The following is a 17089-nucleotide window of genomic DNA, read 5'->3' on the forward strand; positions in this document are numbered from 1 at the left end:
AACAAAATAACAAATCACCTTGTGAGTAACCTCGCAAAACCACATGAATTACGTTTGATCTTTTTGTTATCAGTTTGTAGCCTTATGGTTAGTTAAAGTGATTCACATTTTTATGTTTAATGTGAAAAATACGAATCACCAAGAGGCAAGCATGACAACTGACGCACAGTATCAGCAGCATTTCGACGACAAGATCGCGGCGGACATCGCCATTGAGGCCAAAGACTGGATGCCGGACGCCTACCGTCAGAACCTGATTCGGCAGATTGGCCAACACGCCCACTCGGAAGTCATCGGCATGCTGCCGGAAGCCAACTGGCTGACGCGCGCCCCCACGCTGCGCCGCAAGGCGGTGCTGCTGGCCAAGGTGCAGGACGAAGCCGGCCACGGTCTGTACCTCTACAGTGCCGCCGAGACCCTCGGCTGTTCGCGCCAGGACATCTACCAAAAGATGCTCGACGGCAAGATGAAGTACTCCTCTATCTTCAATTACCCCACGCTCAACTGGGCGGATATCGGCGTGATCGGCTGGCTGGTCGACGGCGCCGCCATCGTCAACCAGGTGGCGCTGTGCCGCGCGTCCTACGGCCCCTATGCGCGGGCGATGGTGAAAATCTGCAAAGAGGAAAGCTTCCACCAGCGCCAGGGCTACGAGGCGGTGATGGCGATGGCCAACGGCAGCGACACGCAGCGCGCCATGTTGCAGGACGCTATCGATCGCTTCTGGTGGCCGGTGCTGATGATGTTCGGCCCGAGCGACGCCGACTCCCCTCACAGCGCCCAGAGCATGGCGTGGAAAATCAAACGCCACAGCAACGATGAGCTGCGGCAGAAATTCGTCGACAACACCGTGCCGCAGCTTGAGGCGCTGGGCATGACGGCACCGGACCCGAACCTTACCTGGGACGAGGCCGCCGGCCACTATCGCTTCGGCGAGATCGACTGGAGCGAACTGCATGAGGTGATCAAAGGGCGCGGTCAATGCAACCACGAACGCCTGCAGGCCAAACGCCGCGCCTGGGAAGACGGCGCCTGGGTACGCGACGGCGCCATGGCCCACGCCGCGAAAAACGCCGCCTCCGCCGCATAGCCAACATAAGGAAACGAGATCATGAGCCACGTTGAATGGCCGCTGTATGAAGTGTTTATCCGCAGCAAACAAGGGCTGGCGCATCGCCACGTCGGCAGCCTGCACGCCGCCGACGACCAAATGGCGCTGGAAAATGCCCGCGACGCCTATACGCGCCGCAACGAAGGCTGCTCGATCTGGGTGGTGCAGTCGCGCCATCTGATCGCCTCGCAGCCGGAAGATCGCGGCGCGTTCTTCGATCCGTCCGAAGATAAGATCTACCGTCATCCGACGTTTTACACCATTCCCGACGGCATCAAGAACATGTAGAGGCGACCATGACGGTTAACGATCCGCGCATCAGCTATTTGCTCCGCCAGGGCGACACGCCTCTGATCCTCGCCCAGCGCCTGTGCGCCTGGTGCGGCCACGCGCCCGAGCTGGAAATCGATCTGGCGTTGGCCAACATCGGGCTCGATCTGCTCGGCCAGGCGCGCAACTTTCTGGGTTACGCCGCCGAACTGGCCGGCCCGCCCTGCAGCGAAGACAGCCTGGCCTTCGGCCGCGACGAGCGCCAGTTTCATAACCTGCTGTTGGCGGAGCAGCCGAACGGCGGTTTCAACGACACGCTGGTGCGTCAGTTCCTGCTCGATGCCTACCACGTACAGCTGCACCAGGCGCTGAGCCGCAGCCGCGATGCGCAGATCGCCGCCATCGCCGCCAAGTCATTGAAGGAGGCCGATTATCACCTGCGCTTCAGCCACGGCTGGATGATCCGCCTGGGCGACGGCAACGACGTCAGCCACCGCAAGATCCAGCAATCGCTGGATAACCTGTGGCGGTTCACCGCCGAGCTGTTCCACGCCGACGCGCTGGAGCTAGAACTGGCAGAACAAGGCATCGCCGTCAATCCACGCGAACTGCAGGCCCCCTGGCAAGCGCAGGTGGAAGAGACGCTGCGCCAGGCGACGCTGGCGCTGCCTGCCGAGCAGGCGTTCCGGCACGGCGGCAAGCAAGGCCGGCACAGCGAACACCTCGGCCCGCTGCTGGCGGAAATGCAGTTCCTGCAGCGCGCCTATCCAAACGGTCAATGGTAGGAGGCCACGATGAACGTCACCCGTTTGCAACCCGCCGAAATCCCGCAGATTTGGCACTGCCTGCAGCAGATCAGCGATCCCGAACTGCCGGTGCTGTCGATCACCGATTTGGGCATGGTGCGCGACGTAGCGCGCGACGGCGCGGGCTGGCGCGTGACCTTCACCCCAACCTATTCCGGCTGCCCGGCCACCGAATTTTTGCTCAACGCCATCGAGCAGCGGCTGGCGGCCGCCGGCTTCAGCCCGGTGCAGGTGGACATTCGCCTCAGCCCGGCCTGGACCACCGACTGGATGAACGCCGACGCCCGCGAGCGGCTGCGGCAATACGGCGTAGCGCCCCCGCAGGGGCACACCTGCGATCGGCCGCACGCCCACGGCCCGGTAGCCTGCCCGCGCTGCGGCAGCACCCACAGCGAGAAGGTCAGCGAGTTCGGCTCCACCGCCTGTAAAGCGCTGTACCGCTGCTGCGACTGCCGGGAACCGTTCGATTATTTCAAATGCATATAGGAGCGCTGACACCATGACGGTCTTTCATCGCCTGAACGTCGCCGCCATCGAGCGCGAAACGCCGGACGCCGTAGCCATCACCCTGCGGGTGCCCGAAGAGCTGCAAAACCAATACCGCTATACCCCCGGCCAGCACCTGACGCTCAAGGCGTTGGTCAACGGCGAAGAGCTGCGGCGTTGCTACTCCATCTGCAGTTCGCCGCAGGAAGGCCTGCTGCAGATCGGCGTGAAGGCGATTGACCAGGGGCGCTTCTCCGGCTTCGTCAACCGCATGCTGAAGGTCGGCGACGCGCTGGAGGTGATGGTGCCTCAGGGGCGCTTCGGCTACCAGCCGCAGGCAGAGCGCCACGGCAACTACCTGGCGATCGCCGCCGGCTCCGGCATCACGCCGATGCTGTCGATCATCAAGGCGACGCTGCTGCTCGAACCGGGCAGCAGCTTCACCCTGATCTACGGCAACCGCAACAGCCGTTCGATGATGTTCAAAGAGGCGCTGTCGGATCTGAAAAACCGCTACCCGCAGCGTTTTCAGCAGCTGTATCTGTTCAGCCAGGAAAGTCTCGACAGCCCGCTGCTCAGCGGCCGCATCGACCGTGAACGCCTGACGGCGATCGGCGGCGCGCTGCTGGATTTCCGCGACTATGACCACGCCTTTATCTGCGGGCCGGAATCGATGATGGACGACGCACAAACCGTGCTGGAACAGGCCGGCGTCCCGGCCAACCACATCCACAGCGAACGCTTCAACACCAGCGGCCTGGTCGTCCGCCCGCGAAGCAGCGGCGATCGCAACGCCACCCGGGTGGCGATCCTGCTCGACGGCCGCCGGTTGGATATCGAGGTCGGCGAACAGGACGACAGCATTCTCGACGCCGCGCTGCGCCAGGGCGCCGACCTGCCCTACGCCTGCAAAGGCGGCGTATGCGCCACCTGCAAATGCCGTCTGAAGGCCGGCCAGGTGGAGATGGGCGTCAACTACAGCCTGGAGCCGGATCAGTTGGCGGCAGGCTACGTATTGAGCTGCCAGTCGTGGCCGAAAGGCGACGGCGTGGTGTTGGACTTCGACGTCTAGGAGCCGCGATGGACACCCCCTTTATTTTGCATCAGCAGCAGCACCGCGTGGTCACGCTGACGCTGCATCGCCCGGAGGCGCGCAACGCTCTGAGCACGCCGTGCCTGGAACAGCTGGTTGCTCGCCTGGAGCAGGCCGACGCCGACAGCGGCGTGGGCGCCGTAGTGATCGCCGGTGCGGTGCGCTTCTTCGCCGCTGGCGCCGATCTGCGCGAACTGCAACAGCAGGATCTGCCGGCCGCGCTGGCGGATCGCCGTCCGCAGCTGTGGCAGCGGCTGGCGCAGTTCAGCAAGCCGCTGCTGGCGGCGGTGAACGGTTATGCCCTGGGCGCCGGCTGCGAGCTGGCGCTGGCCTGCGACATCGTCATCGGCGGCGAAAGCGCCCGCTTCGGCCTGCCGGAGATCACCCTCGGCCTGATGCCGGGCGCCGGGGGCACCCAGCGTCTGATCCGCTGCGTCGGCAAGTCGCGCGCCAACCAGATGGTGCTGACCGGCGAGCCCATCGACGCCCGCACCGCGCTGCAGGCCGGCCTTATCAGCGAAGTGTGCGTCGATGCCCTGACGCTGGAACGCACGCAGCAGATTGCCGATCGCATCAGCCGTCAGGCGCCGCTGGCGCTGCGCGCCGCCAAACAGGCGCTGAAACAGGCCGAGGAAATCGGCCTTAGCCAGGGGCTGACGATGGAGCGTCAGCAGTTCGTCACCCTGGCCGCCACCGACGATCGCCGCGAAGGCATCGCCGCCTTTTTCGAAAAACGTACGCCAAACTATCAGGGGCGCTGATTTATGGATAACGCATTGATTCTCAGCCATCTCGACGCCGGCGTGTTGACGCTGACCCTTAACCGGCCGGATCGGCTCAACAGCTTTAACGACGAGATGCATCGCCAGCTGAGTGAAGCGCTGACGCAAGCCGAGCGCGACGACAGCGTGCGCTGCCTGCTGATCGCCGGCGCCGGGCGCGGTTTCTGCGCCGGGCAGGATCTCAACGATCGCAACGTCAGCGCCGATCAACAGGCGCCGGATCTCGGCCTGTCGGTCGAACGTTTCTACAACCCCCTGATCCGTCGCCTGACCGCCCTGCCGAAGCCGGTGGTGTGCGCGGTCAACGGCGTGGCGGCCGGCGCCGGCGCCGCGCTGGCCCTGGCGTGCGATATCGTCATCGCCACCGACAATGCCAGCTTCATTCAGTCGTTCTGCCGTCTTGGGCTGGTACCTGACTCCGGCGGCAGCTGGTTCCTGCCGCGGCTGGCCGGCCACGCCCGCGCGATGGGCATGGCCATGCTGGGTGACAAAATCAGCGCCCAACAGGCGCTGGCGTGGGGCATGATCTGGCAGGTGGTGCCGGCGGATGAATTGGCCGACCGCACGCAAACGCTGGCGCGCCATCTGGCCACCCAGCCGACCTACGGTCTGGGGCTGATCAAGAAAGCCCTCTACAGCTCGGCCACCAACAGCCTCGATCAGCAGCTCGATCTGGAGCGCGATCTGCAGCGCCTGGGCGGCCGCAGCGACGACTATCGCGAAGGCGTCAGCGCGTTCTTTGCCAAACGCACGCCAAACTTCAGCGGGAAATAGCCATGAACGCGCCCCTTCTTAACGGCCAGGTGGCGGTGATCGGCGCCGGCACCATGGGTATCGGCATAGCCCAGGTGGCCGCCGCCGCCGGCCACCCGGTGCGGCTGTTCGATATCGCGCCCGCCGCCGCCCAGCGCGCGATCGACGATCTCGCTCGCCGCCTGCGCCAGCGGGTCGACGACGGCAAGGCCGACGCCGCGCCCACCGAAGCCCTGCTGGCGCGCCTCGAATGCGCCGACTCGCTCGAGCAGCTGGCCGACTGCACGCTGGTGATTGAAGCGGTGGCGGAAAATTTGGCGATCAAACAGGGCCTGTTCCGCGATCTGGAGGCGCTCTGCGCACCCACGACGCTGTTCGCCAGCAATACCTCTTCGCTGTCGATCACCGCCATCGCCGGGGCACTGCAACACCCGGCCCGCATGGCCGGGCTGCACTTCTTCAACCCGGCGCCGCTGATGAAGCTGGTGGAGATCGTCAGCGGCCTGGAGACCGGCGCCGAGACCCTCGCCGCGCTGCAGGCCCTGGCACAGCGCTGGGGTAAGCAGAGCGTCGTGTGCCGCTCGACGCCGGGATTTATCGTCAACCGCGTGGCGCGGCCGTTCTATGCCGAAACCCTGCGCGCGCTGGAGGAACAGGTGGCCGACGCCGCCACGCTGGATACGGTATTGCGCGACGCCGGCGGCTTCGCCATGGGCCCGCTGCAATTGACCGATCTGATCGGCCAGGACGTCAATTACGCCGTGACCGAATCGGTGTATCAGGCCTTCTATCAGGATCCGCGCTTCACGCCCTCACTGGTGCAGCAGGAGTTGGTGGCCGCCGGGCACCTCGGCCGTAAATCCGGCCGCGGTTTCTACCGCTACGACGCCCCGCGATCCGCCGCCGCGATCGCCTTTGCGCCACCGGCGCAGGCCGCACTGCCGCAACGCGTTACGCTGCACGGCGACTGGTCTTCGCTGGCCGATTTGGCGCAGCTGTTAAGCGAAAATGCGGGGGCGATCAAACAACCTGGCCAGACCAGCCCACACGTCACGATCGACGACGTTACACTGATGTTAACCAATGGTAAAACCGCCGGCCAACTGGCCGACGAACGTGGAACGCCCGTGGTGCTGTTCGATCTCTGTGCCGACTATGCGCACGCCTCCGCCATCGCCATCAGCTGCGCGGCGCAAAACGATGCGCAACACAATGCCAAAGCGATTCGCCTGCTGCAGTCCCTCGGCAAGCAGGTCATTCCGTTGCCGGATTACCCCGGCCTGCTGACGATGCGCACCCTGGCCATGCTGGCCAACGAAGCGCTCGACGTGGTGAACAAAGGCGTCGCAAACGCCGAAGATACCGATCTGGCGATGCTGCGCGGCGTCAACTATCCGCGCGGGCCGCTTGCCTGGGGCGCCGCGCTCGGCTGGCGCCACATTCTGGCGACGCTGGAAAACCTGCAACGCTATTACGGCGAAGCGCGCTATCGCCCGATGCCGCTGCTGCGCCGCTACGCTTCCCCCGCCTCTTTCCCAGGAGCCGAACGATGAACGCCAATACGCCGCGCGCGCTGGCTCAGCGCTGCGCCGAACAGATGTTCCAACAAGATACCTGCGCTCAGGCGATGGGGATGCACATCGATGCCGTCGACGCCGGGTACGCTCAGGTCAGCATGACCGTCGGCCCGCAGATGCTCAACGGCCACCAGACCTGCCACGGCGGCCAGCTGTTCAGCCTGGCGGACACCGCCTTCGCCTACGCCTGCAACAGCCAGGGGCTGGCGGCGGTGGCCTCCGGCTGCAGCATCGACTTCGTCCGCCCGGCGCTGGCCGGCGATCGCCTCACCGCCAGCGCGGAGATGCGCCATCAGGGCAAAGCCACCGGGCTGTATGACGTCGAAATCGTTAACCAACGGGGCAAAACCGTCGCCTGGTTCCGCGGCCGCGCACACCGCCTCGGCCACAGCATTTTAGGAGATCAGGCATGAATCAGGCATTTATCTGCGACGGCGTGCGTACCCCGATCGGCCGCTATGGCGGCGCGCTGGCCCAGGTGCGCGCCGACGACCTCGCCGCCCTGCCGCTGCGCGTGCTGTTGGAACGCCATCCGCAGGTCGATTGGGCGCAGCTGGACGACGTGATCCTCGGCTGCGCCAACCAGGCCGGGGAAGACAACCGCAACCTGGCACGCATGGCGCTGCTGCTGGCCGGCGTGCCGGTCGGCGTGTCCGGCACCACGGTGAACCGCCTGTGCGGTTCGGGCCTGGATGCGCTGGCGATGGCGGCGCGCAGCATCAAGGCCGGTGACGCCGGGCTGCTGCTGGCGGGCGGCGCGGAATCGATGACCCGCGCGCCGCTGGTGATGGGCAAGGCCGACAGCGCCTTCAGCCGCCAGGCGCAGCTGTACGATACCACCCTCGGCTGGCGCTTCGTCAATCCGCGGATGCAGGCCGAGTTTGGCACCGATTCGATGCCGGAGACCGCCGAAAACGTCGCGGCGCAGTTCAACATCAGCCGTGCCGATCAGGACGCCTTTGCGCTGCGCAGCCAGCAGCGCGCCGCCCGGGCGCAGGCGCTGGGCCACCTTGCGCAGGAGATAGCCCCGGTCAGCCTCACCGGCAAAAAAGGCGCGGTGACGCTGTTCAGCCAGGATGAACACCCGCGCCCCGACACCACCTTTGATCAGCTGCAGGCGCTGAAAACCCCGTTCCGTCAGCCCGGCAGCGTCACCGCCGGCAACGCCTCGGGCCTGAACGACGGTGCGGCGGCCCTGATCGTCGCCTCCGAAGCGATGGCGGCGCGCCAGGGGCTGACGCCGCGCGCGCGCATCGTTGCCACCGCCACCTGCGGCGTGGAGCCGCGGCTGATGGGCATCGGCCCGCTGCCGGCCACCCGCAAGGTGCTGGAAATCGCCGGGCTGAGCCTGGCGCAGATGGACGTTATCGAACTGAACGAAGCGTTCGCCGCCCAGGCGTTGGCGGTGATGCGCCAGCTTGGCCTGCCGGACGATGCCCCGCAGGTCAACCCCAACGGCGGCGCGATCGCCCTGGGGCATCCGCTGGGCATGAGCGGCGCGCGCCTGGCGCTGGCCGCCCTGTTTGAACTGGAACGGCGAGCCGGCCGCTACGCGCTTTGCACCATGTGCATCGGCGTCGGCCAAGGCATCGCCATGATCATTGAGCGTGTCTGACCCCTGAGGCTAACCATGACAATAAATCCACAGCCCCTCGAAACGATCGAATTCGCCTCGCGCGATGAGATTGAAGCGTTGCAGCTGACGCGTCTGAAGTGGACGCTGCACCACGCCTACGACAATGTGCCGATGTACAAACGCAAATTTGACCAGGCCGGCGTGCACCCCGACGATCTCAAACAGCTGAGCGATCTGGCGCGCTTCCCCTACACCACCAAGCAGGATCTGCGCGACAACTACCCGTTCGACACCTTCGCGGTGCCGATGGAACAGGTGGTGCGCATCCACGCCTCCTCGGGCACCACCGGCCGCCCGACGGTGGTGGGTTACACCCAACGCGACATCGATAACTGGGCCGATATCGTCGCCCGCTGTCTGCGCGCCGGCGGCGCCACCGCCAAAGACAAGGTGCACGTCGCCTACGGTTACGGCCTGTTCACCGGCGGCCTGGGCGCACACTACGGCGCAGAGCGGCTCGGCGCGACGGTGATCCCGATGTCCGGCGGCCAGACGGAACGCCAGGCGCAGCTGATCCTCGATTTCAAACCCGACATCATCATGGTGACGCCGTCCTATTGCCTGACGCTGATCGACGAGCTGGAGCGCAAGATGGGCGGCGACGCGCGCGGCTGCTCGCTGCGGCTCGGCGTGTTCGGTGCTGAACCCTGGACCGAAGCCCTGCGCCACGAGATCGAAACCCGCATGGGCATCAAGGCGTTGGATATTTACGGCCTGTCGGAAGTGATGGGGCCGGGCGTGGCGATGGAGTGTCTGGAGAGCGGCGGCGGCCCTACCATTTGGGAAGACCACTTCCTGCCGGAGATCATCTGCCCGGAAACCGGCATTGCTCTGCCGGACGGCGAACACGGCGAACTGGTGTTCACCACCCTGACCAAAGAGGCGCTGCCGGTGATCCGCTACCGCACCCGCGATCTCACCCGGCTGCTGCCGGGCGACGCGCGCCAGATGCGCCGCATGGGCAAGATCACCGGCCGCTCCGACGACATGCTGATCATCCGCGGCGTCAACGTCTTCCCGTCGCAGGTGGAAGAGCAGATCATGCAGTTCGAGCAGCTGTCGCCGCACTACCAGCTGCAGGTCAGCCGCAGCGGGCACCTGGACACGCTGGCGGTGCGCGTCGAGCTCAAGGAGTCGGCGCTCAGCCTCAGCCACCAGCAGCGTTGCGACATCTGCCACCAGCTGCGCCACCACATCAAATCGATCGTGGGCGTCAGCACCGACGTCAGCATCGCCAACTGCGGCGATATTCCGCGCTCGGAAGGCAAAGCGCAGCGCGTGGTCGATTTGCGGCCGCGCTGAGACGCACGGCGTCACGGATGACGCCGCCCCAAATTAGGCGTAATGTTATGGCTCATCGAAGGCTAACCCATGGAAAAATATGGAACATAAACTGGATGAGTTCATTCGCCATGCCGTCGACGCGCAGCCGATCAGCGGCACCTCGCTGATCATTTCGCTGTACGGCGACGCGCTCAGCCACCGCGGCGGCGAAGTGTGGCTCGGCAGCCTGAGCGCGCTGCTGGAGGCCTTTGGCTTCGGCGATCGCTTCGTGCGCACCTCGGTGTTCCGCCTGCAGAAAGAGGGTTGGCTGGCGGTGGAGAAAATAGGCCGCCGCAGCTTCTACCGCGTGACCGAGCAGGGGATGCGCCAGTTCCGCCACGCCGAATCGAAAATCTATCTGCGCGAGCAGCCCGCCTGGGACGGCAAGTGGGAGCTGTTGCTGCTGGAAAGCGCCGAAAAAAACGAGCGCGCGCGGCTGAAAAAAGAGCTGGGCTGGCTCGGGTTCGGGCAAATCGCCAGCAACCTGATGGCCGCCCCCACCCATGCGCAAACCGACGTGACGGCGCTGCTCGGCGAGCTGAACGCCAGCGAGCAGGTGATTTACTTCCGCGCCGATTATCCCTATAACCGCTCCGAGCAAACCCTGCAGAACTTGGTGGCCGACTGCTGGTCGCTAAACGAAGTGGCGGCCGGCTATCACGAGTTTATCGTCTCCTTCCGGCCGCTGATGGCGCTGCTGCGCGAAGTCGATCCGTCGGCGCTGACGCCGCTGCGCTGTTTCCAGATTAAGCTATTATTGATTCACTTCTTCCGTCGCGTGGTGTTGAAAGATCCGCTGCTGCCGGACGCGCTGCTGCCCGCGCAGTGGGAGGGCCAGATCGCCCGCAACCTGTGCATCAATCTTTATCAGCAGGTCGATCGCGCCGCGACGGAGTATGTCAGCGCGCTGGCGGAAACCACCATCGGCGCCCTGCCCGCGCCGGCCGCCGGCTACTATCGGCGCTTCGGCGGCCTGCCGCGCGACCCTACATTTTAAGGAACTCACGCTATGCCTGTGTATCAGATTGACGGCCTGACGCCGGTCGTCGACCCCAGCAGTTACGTGCACCCGACGGCGGTGCTGATCGGCGACGTGATCGTCGGCAAGCACGTGTACATCGGCCCGAATGCCAGCCTGCGCGGCGATTTTGGCCGCCTGGTGATCTGTGACGGCGCCAACATTCAGGATAACTGCGTGATGCACGGCTTCCCGCAGCAGGACACGGTGGTGGAAGAAGATGGCCATATCGGCCACGGCGCCATCCTGCACGGCTGCCGCATTCGCCGCAATGCGATGGTGGGCATGAACGCGGTGGTGATGGACGGCGCGGAGATCGGCGAGAACACCATCATCGGCGCGATGGCGTTCGTCAAAGCCGCGGCGGTGATCGAAGCCAACAAGCTGGTGGTCGGCAGCCCGGCACGCGTGCTGCGCGATCTGACCGAACAGGAGCTGGCCTGGAAGATCGCCGGCACCCGCGAGTATCAGGATCTGGTACAGCGCTGCAAATCCTCGCTGCACGAAGTGGCGCCGCTGACCGAAATCGAACCGGGCCGCCAACGCCTGAGCTTCGGCGACCACCTGATCCCGAAAAGCCAGCTGTAATCCCCGGGGCTGAGGCACGCCTCAGCCCCTTCCCTTATTACTCCACCTCCGGCGCCTTGAACGGCGACGGCACGGCCGCGCGGCGGCTCTGGACGTGATAAGCCACCACCAGCAGCAAGGTGAACGGAATACCGAACCACAGCGTCATGCGGAAAAATTCGGTAAACGCCGTCGAGATCATCAGCGCCGCCATCAGCCCGGCGCCCAGCAAGGTGGTATAGGGGAACCCCCACATGCGGAACTTCAGGTGGGTCTGCCGGTGCCGGCGGCGGAAGAACAGGTGGGTGACGAAAATCATCAGCCAGGTAAAGCAGGCGCCATACACCGAAATAGACATCATGGCGGCGAACGACGTTTCCGGTGCCACCAGGCTCAGCACGATAGACACCACGATGCCGATGCACGACATCGCCAGCGCATTGACCGGAATGCCGCGCCGGCTGACGCGCCCCAACGCCGCCGGTGCCTGCCCGGCGCGCGACAGCGAGAACATCATGCGGGTGGTGATATACAGCTGGCTGTTCATCGCCGACAGCGCCGCCACCAGCACGATAAAGTTGAAAATACCGGCGGCGGCGGGCAGATGGATCACGTTCATCGCCATCAGGAACGGGCTTTCGCCGGTGCCGGACTGCCGCCAGGGTACGATGGCCAGCATCAGGGCGATCGACAGCATGTAGAAGATGAACAGCCGCACGATGGTGCCCTTGAACGCCGCCTTCACCGCAATCACCGGATTTTTCGCCTCGCCGGCGGCCACCGCGATCATTTCAATGCTCAGATAGCTGAAAATGGACACGATCACCGCGAACCACATGCCCTTGACGCCAAACGGCATGAAGCCGCCGGCGGTCAGGTTGCGCAGGCCGTAGGCCGGGTTGCCCGAGAACGCCAGAATGCCGATGCCGATCAGAATGAACGCCACGATCGCCGTCACTTTGACGGTGGACAGCGCGTATTCCACCTGGCCGAACGACTTCACGCCGATCACATTGATGACGATCACCGCCGCCGAGAACAGCAGCACCCACGGCCAGGTCGGCGTCGCCGGGAACCAGAACTGCATGTACATGCCGATGGCGGTAACTTCGGTGCCCACCGCCAGCACCACGCAAGACCAGTAGGAATAACGCACCAGAAAACCGAACAGCGGGCCAAGATAGAATTCGGCGTAGTCGCCGAACGAGCCGGGCGTCGGGTGTTCGGAGGTCATTTCCGCCAGGCTGCCCATCAACAGCAGCGCAATAACGCCGCCGATCAGGTAGCTCAGCAATACCGACGGCCCCGCCATCTGAATGGCGTAGGCGCTGCCGAGAAACAGCCCGGTGCCGATGGCGCCGCCGATCGCCAGCATCGACATCTGCCCGGCGGTAAGATGCTTGTTCAACCCGTCCTGACGGCGGGCGATATGCTCAAAATCATTCATCTGTGGCATGGCTGTGTTCCCGAGCGAAGTTAGGCGGTACGGGTGACGTCGAGAATGGCGGCGGTCACGTAGTCGATATTGCCGGGGTTGAGCCCCGGCAGGCACATGCGGCCGGGCGAAACCAGATAGATGGCATAGCGCTGCCGCAGGGTCTGCAGCTGCGCTTCGTTCAGGCCGGTATAGCTGAACATGCCGCGCTGATCGCGTATGCGCCGGTGATCCAGCGAAGAACCTCCCCGCGCCAGGCCGGCGGCCAGCTGCTCACGCATCTGCTTGATGCGCACGCGCATTTCCGCCAGCTCATTGCGCCAAAGCTCACCGAGTTCGGCGTCGCCGAGCAGGGTTTCCACGATCTGGCTGCCGTGCGTCGGCGGGCAGGAGTAGCTGCGGCGGATCAGCGTTTTTAACGCGCCTTTGACGTTAGCGGCGTTTTCCGCATCGGCGCAGCGCACCGACAGCGCGCCCAGCCGCTGGCCGTACAGCGCCACGTTTTTGGAAAACGAGTTGCAGACCAAAAACGGCAGATCGGTTTTCAGCGCTTCGCGCAACGCCAAGCAGTCCTCCTCCAGCCCGTCGCCGAAGCCCTGATAGGCGATATCGAACAGCGGCAGCAGCTTACGCCGCTGCAGCACGGCGAGCGTGGCGCGCCACTGCTCCGCCGTCAGATCGGTGCCGGTCGGGTTATGGCAGCAAGGATGCAACAGGACTACGCTGCCGGGCGGCAGGCTGTCCAGCGCGTCGAGCATGGCGGCGAAACGCAGGCCGCCCGCCGCTTCGTCAAAGTAGGGATAGGTATTCACCCGCAGCCCGGCGCCTTCAAATATCGCCCAGTGATTGGCCCAGGTGGGATCGGACACCCAAATGTCACCGCGCGCCAGAAAGTGGCGCAAAAAATCCGCCGCCAACTTTAGCGCACCGGAGCCGCCGACGGTCTGCACCGTGGCGATCTCGGCCGCCTGTTGCTCGCCGAACAGCAGCACCTGCACCTGGCGAGCGAACTGTGGCGAACCTTCGATCGGCGGATAACCGTGCGGGCGACGCAGCGCCAGCAACCGCTGCTCGGCGGCCTCCACCGCCTGCATCAGCGGAATATTCCCCTGCCGGTCGTAATAGAGTCCAATGCCTAAATTCACTTTTTTCGGATTGGGGTCCTGCAAATAGGCTTCCATCAGCGACATAATAGGATCGGCTGCAGAAGGTGCAATCTGTTTAAACATGACGCATCCTTAACTCGTTATTGAATTAATATGAAGACAGACTTAATAAAAATTAAATCAGGCGATGGCGCTGACGGTGATTTCTATTTTCATTCCCGGCACCACCAGTTTTTCGACAATAACCGTGGAACGATTGGGATAAGGATAATTAAAGTATTTCCGGTAAATATCATCGAGCAATTTAACGTCGTTGACGTCGGTAAGATAAACGATCACCTGCAGTACCTTATCGCTGTGGCTGCCCGCCGCCTTCAACGTCTGCGCCAGGTTATCGAAGGTTAACGCAATCTGTTGCTCCGGCGCGCCGGTCTCGATGCTGCCGTCCGCCCGCACCGGGCCATGGGCGGTAAACAGCATGCCGCCGCCCCGGGTGGCCCAGGAAAAAGGCTGGCCGATGTCCGGCAGCCCGGTCTCTACGATCTCGCGCATATCAGTGGTTCCCGTGGTGGTCAAGTTGGCGAAGCAGCGCGCCGTCGGCGGCGAACAACGCATCCAGAATGGTGAAATGATTGGCGCCGGGCACCGCGACCAGTTCGGCCGGCAACCCGCGTTGGCGCAGCGCCGCGTGATAGTGTTGCGACTGACCGATCAGCTCCGGCAGCTCAGCTGCGCCGTAATACAGCGTGAGCGGCTTACTGCGCGTCGGCGGGTGGCGCGCCGGGCTTAGCGTTTCAATCTGCCGCTCGGTCAGCTGCAGCGCCCGATTGACATAGCTCTCTTGCAGCGGTGCCAGTTCGAACAGGCCGCTGATGGGAAAGACCGCCTCCACCAACGCATGCTGCTGCCAAAACGCCGCCAGATGCCCGCCGGCGGAATGGCCGCACAGATGCACCGGATGGGCATAGTGCGGCGGCAGACGGCGCCGAATAGCATCAAGCGCCGCCCCCACCTGGCGACAAATAGCGTCAAGATTAACCGCCGGCGCCAGCGCATATTCCACCAGCACCACGTCAAAACCCAACGCCAACGGCCCGGCAGCGATAAAGGCGAAATCCGCCTTATCGCAGAATTGCCAATAGCCGCCGTGAATAAAAATTAACGTCCCCTGGTGCTGCTTTGCAGAATAGAGCCAATCCATCGTCTCGCGTTCGCTTTCGCCATACGCAATATTCTTTTCATGTTTCGTCTGATGATAAATAGCCGCACTGCGGGTCTGAAATGAAGCCAAAATAGCGTCTTCATTATCCACCGCAGCGCCGTTGTCATAGCTCCCCGCAAGTAGTTTCATATATTAAACTTCGTTTATCATTTAAAATATGAATTAACTATTAGCACCGGCAACATTATTGTCAAGATGGGTCTATCAGCAATGCGCGCCCGGTAAAATAAAACAACACCGGCGGCGAAAAAGTTTAACCCATGAAACTTTTTGCGCTTATTTTCCCCGCCCGTCCGGCTGAATTTGCGGCAATGCGCTTAGCCGCTCAAACGCATAATCCCAAAAGGCACGCACCTTCAGCGGCATGCGCTGCGCCTGCTGCGCCACCAGCTGCACCGGCATCGGCAACGGTTCATGGTCCGCCAGCAGCCGCACCAGCGTACCGGCGGCCACATCGTCCGCCACCTGATACGAGAGCAGGCGGGCGATGCCTTTGCCGGCGCGCACCGCCAGCAGTTGCGCTTCCACATCGTTGAGCAACAGTCGGGGGGCCAAGCGCACCCGCTCGCCGTTTTCCTGCGGGCCGAAGCGCCATTCACGCAGCGACGGCCGCTGAGTGCCGACGATGGTGGCATGCTCCGCCAGCTGCGCCGGTGAGCGCGGCTCGCCGCAGCGCGCCAGGTAAGCCGGGCTAGCGACCGTCACCCGGCTGACCTGCCCCAGCCGCCGTGCCACGCGCGAAGAGTCCTGCAGATGGCCGATGCGCACCGCGATATCCAGCCCTTCGTCAATCAGATCGAGATTGCGATCGTTCAACACCATTTCGATCTGCATCTGCGGGTAGTCATCGAGAAACGCCATCACCACCGGCGCCACGTAGCGGCGGCCGAACTGCACCGGCGAAGTGACGCGCAGCAAGCCACTCAGCTGCGCTTCGGCGGTATCCTGCACCACCGCCTGATAATCCTGCAGCAGCTGTTGCGCGCGCTCCAGCAACCGCACGCCCGCCTCGGTGGGCGCCAGCCGCCGGGTGGTACGTTCCACCAGCCGGGTGCCGAACCGCTGTTCCAGCGCGGCGATCGCCCGGGTGATCGCCGGCGCCGAACGCCGTAGTTTGCGCCCGGCGGCCGCCAGGCTGCCCTGCTGCACCACCGCCACGAAGATGGCCAACTCGTCTAACCGATCCATAGACTCTTCCGATAAGTGAAATTATCAATTTCCACATTGCCGGATTCCGCTCATTCACCGCAAGAGTATGCTGAAAAAAAACACTGAGGAGAAACGCCATGTCCACCATCACCCTCTACGGCACCCCGCTTTCCGGCCACGTTCACCGCGTGGCGTTGCTGCTGCGCATGCTGGCGCTGCCCTATGAATGGGTAGAGGCCTCGGCGGACGTGCGGCAGAGCGCGGCCTTTCGCCGGCTCAACCCGTTTGGCCAGATCCCGGTCTTGCAGGACGGCGATCTGACGCTGGCCGACAGCAACGCCATTCTGGTTTATCTGGCGAAACGCTATGCGCCGGACAGCCACTGGCTGCCTGAACAGCCGGCGGCGGCGGCACGGGTGCAGGCCTGGCTTTCCAAAGCCGCCGGCGAAGTCCGCTACGGCCCGGCCTCCTGCCGATTGATCGCCCAGTTCGCGGTGCCGGAGGATTATCAGGCGGCGCGGGCAATCAGCGATCGTTTTCTGCCGCAGATGGAACAGCACCTGAGCGAGCGCGGCTATCTGGCCAGTGAACAGGCGACCATCGCCGATCTGGCCTGCTACAGCTATGTGGCGGTCGCGGCCGAAGGCGGCATTTCGCTGGCGCCTTACCCCGCCATACGGCGTTGGGTGGCGAGCATCGCGGCGCTTCCTGGCTTCTTCGCCATGCCGGCCCTGCCGGCACCGGCGGCGAGCTGA

19 protein-coding genes are annotated in these 17089 nt (G+C 64.0%); 14 read left to right on the plus strand and 5 right to left on the minus strand.

The features are described from left to right. Nucleotides 1-151 precede the first annotated feature (151 nt). The 13 genes from paaA (at nucleotide 152) to paaY (ending at nucleotide 11443) form a co-directional block, all read left to right on the plus strand. Nucleotides 152-1090, plus strand: coding sequence for a 1,2-phenylacetyl-CoA epoxidase subunit PaaA (gene paaA, locus QOL81_RS04110; protein ID WP_060420592.1), 939 nt, complete (start codon nucleotides 152-154; stop codon nucleotides 1088-1090). A gap of 21 nt (nucleotides 1091-1111) precedes the next feature. Further along, a complete protein-coding gene (gene paaB / locus QOL81_RS04115) occupies nucleotides 1112-1399 on the plus strand; it encodes a 1,2-phenylacetyl-CoA epoxidase subunit PaaB (protein WP_004935173.1) in 288 nt (95 codons plus the stop codon). 8 nt (nucleotides 1400-1407) lie between these two features. Next, nucleotides 1408-2166 carry a 1,2-phenylacetyl-CoA epoxidase subunit PaaC gene (gene paaC, locus QOL81_RS04120; protein ID WP_060420589.1) on the plus strand — a complete coding sequence of 253 codons (759 nt, stop codon included), beginning with the start codon at nucleotides 1408-1410 and terminating at the stop codon, nucleotides 2164-2166. Between the two features lie 9 nt (nucleotides 2167-2175). After that, entirely contained in the window at nucleotides 2176-2673 is a 498-nt protein-coding gene (paaD, locus tag QOL81_RS04125; protein WP_060420586.1) for a 1,2-phenylacetyl-CoA epoxidase subunit PaaD, read from the plus strand. A 13-nt stretch (nucleotides 2674-2686) separates the two neighbouring features. Beyond that, complete coding sequence (gene paaE / locus QOL81_RS04130) at nucleotides 2687-3745, plus strand: 1,2-phenylacetyl-CoA epoxidase subunit PaaE (protein WP_060420583.1); 1059 nt, start codon at nucleotides 2687-2689, stop codon at nucleotides 3743-3745. A gap of 8 nt (nucleotides 3746-3753) precedes the next feature. Further along, entirely contained in the window at nucleotides 3754-4527 is a 774-nt protein-coding gene (gene paaF, locus QOL81_RS04135; protein ID WP_060420580.1) for a 2,3-dehydroadipyl-CoA hydratase PaaF, read from the plus strand. A 3-nt stretch (nucleotides 4528-4530) separates the two neighbouring features. Further along, nucleotides 4531-5322, plus strand: a complete 792-nt coding sequence (gene paaG, locus QOL81_RS04140) for a 2-(1,2-epoxy-1,2-dihydrophenyl)acetyl-CoA isomerase PaaG (RefSeq protein ID WP_060420577.1) — start codon at nucleotides 4531-4533, stop codon at nucleotides 5320-5322. 2 nt (nucleotides 5323-5324) lie between these two features. Next, nucleotides 5325-6854, plus strand: a complete 1530-nt coding sequence (locus QOL81_RS04145; protein ID WP_060420574.1) for a 3-hydroxyacyl-CoA dehydrogenase — start codon at nucleotides 5325-5327, stop codon at nucleotides 6852-6854. Beyond that, a complete protein-coding gene (gene paaI / locus QOL81_RS04150) occupies nucleotides 6851-7291 on the plus strand; it encodes a hydroxyphenylacetyl-CoA thioesterase PaaI (RefSeq protein WP_047730362.1) in 441 nt (146 codons plus the stop codon). Before QOL81_RS04145 ends, paaI begins: the two co-directional genes overlap by 4 nt. Next, on the plus strand, nucleotides 7288-8493 hold the full coding sequence (gene pcaF / locus QOL81_RS04155; RefSeq protein WP_038872173.1) for a 3-oxoadipyl-CoA thiolase: 1206 nt from the start codon (nucleotides 7288-7290) through the stop codon (nucleotides 8491-8493). The genes paaI and pcaF overlap by 4 nt, the downstream gene beginning before the upstream one ends. A gap of 15 nt (nucleotides 8494-8508) precedes the next feature. Next, nucleotides 8509-9816, plus strand: coding sequence for a phenylacetate--CoA ligase PaaK (paaK, locus tag QOL81_RS04160; RefSeq protein ID WP_049201370.1), 1308 nt, complete (start codon nucleotides 8509-8511; stop codon nucleotides 9814-9816). A gap of 79 nt (nucleotides 9817-9895) precedes the next feature. Then, complete coding sequence (gene paaX, locus QOL81_RS04165) at nucleotides 9896-10834, plus strand: phenylacetic acid degradation operon negative regulatory protein PaaX (RefSeq protein WP_060420571.1); 939 nt, start codon at nucleotides 9896-9898, stop codon at nucleotides 10832-10834. A 12-nt stretch (nucleotides 10835-10846) separates the two neighbouring features. Then, complete coding sequence (gene paaY, locus QOL81_RS04170) at nucleotides 10847-11443, plus strand: phenylacetic acid degradation protein PaaY (protein ID WP_060420568.1); 597 nt, start codon at nucleotides 10847-10849, stop codon at nucleotides 11441-11443. Nucleotides 11444-11480: 37 nt separating this feature from the next. Here paaY and QOL81_RS04175 read toward each other — a convergent pair whose 3' ends face one another. From QOL81_RS04175 to QOL81_RS04195, 5 genes are all read right to left on the minus strand, one after another. After that, nucleotides 11481-12878: an amino acid permease gene (locus tag QOL81_RS04175; RefSeq protein ID WP_060420565.1), complete on the minus strand. Its 1398-nt coding sequence runs from the start codon at nucleotides 12876-12878 to the stop codon at nucleotides 11481-11483. A 20-nt stretch (nucleotides 12879-12898) separates the two neighbouring features. Then, a complete protein-coding gene (locus QOL81_RS04180; protein WP_060439655.1) occupies nucleotides 12899-14086 on the minus strand; it encodes an amino acid aminotransferase in 1188 nt (395 codons plus the stop codon). A gap of 57 nt (nucleotides 14087-14143) precedes the next feature. Beyond that, nucleotides 14144-14515 carry a RidA family protein gene (locus QOL81_RS04185; protein WP_060420560.1) on the minus strand — a complete coding sequence of 124 codons (372 nt, stop codon included), beginning with the start codon at nucleotides 14513-14515 and terminating at the stop codon, nucleotides 14144-14146. A gap of 1 nt (nucleotide 14516) precedes the next feature. Next, nucleotides 14517-15314, minus strand: a complete 798-nt coding sequence (locus QOL81_RS04190; protein ID WP_283439671.1) for an alpha/beta hydrolase — start codon at nucleotides 15312-15314, stop codon at nucleotides 14517-14519. 147 nt (nucleotides 15315-15461) lie between these two features. Further along, complete coding sequence (locus QOL81_RS04195) at nucleotides 15462-16373, minus strand: LysR family transcriptional regulator (RefSeq protein ID WP_047730355.1); 912 nt, start codon at nucleotides 16371-16373, stop codon at nucleotides 15462-15464. 98 nt (nucleotides 16374-16471) lie between these two features. On the opposite strand from QOL81_RS04195, the gene QOL81_RS04200 reads away from it, so the two are divergent. Continuing rightward, nucleotides 16472-17089, plus strand: a complete 618-nt coding sequence (locus tag QOL81_RS04200) for a glutathione S-transferase family protein (RefSeq protein ID WP_060439647.1) — start codon at nucleotides 16472-16474, stop codon at nucleotides 17087-17089.

Source organism: Serratia sp. CC22-02 (genome assembly GCF_900182895.1).
GTDB classification, from domain to species: Bacteria; Pseudomonadota; Gammaproteobacteria; order Enterobacterales; family Enterobacteriaceae; genus Serratia; species Serratia nevei.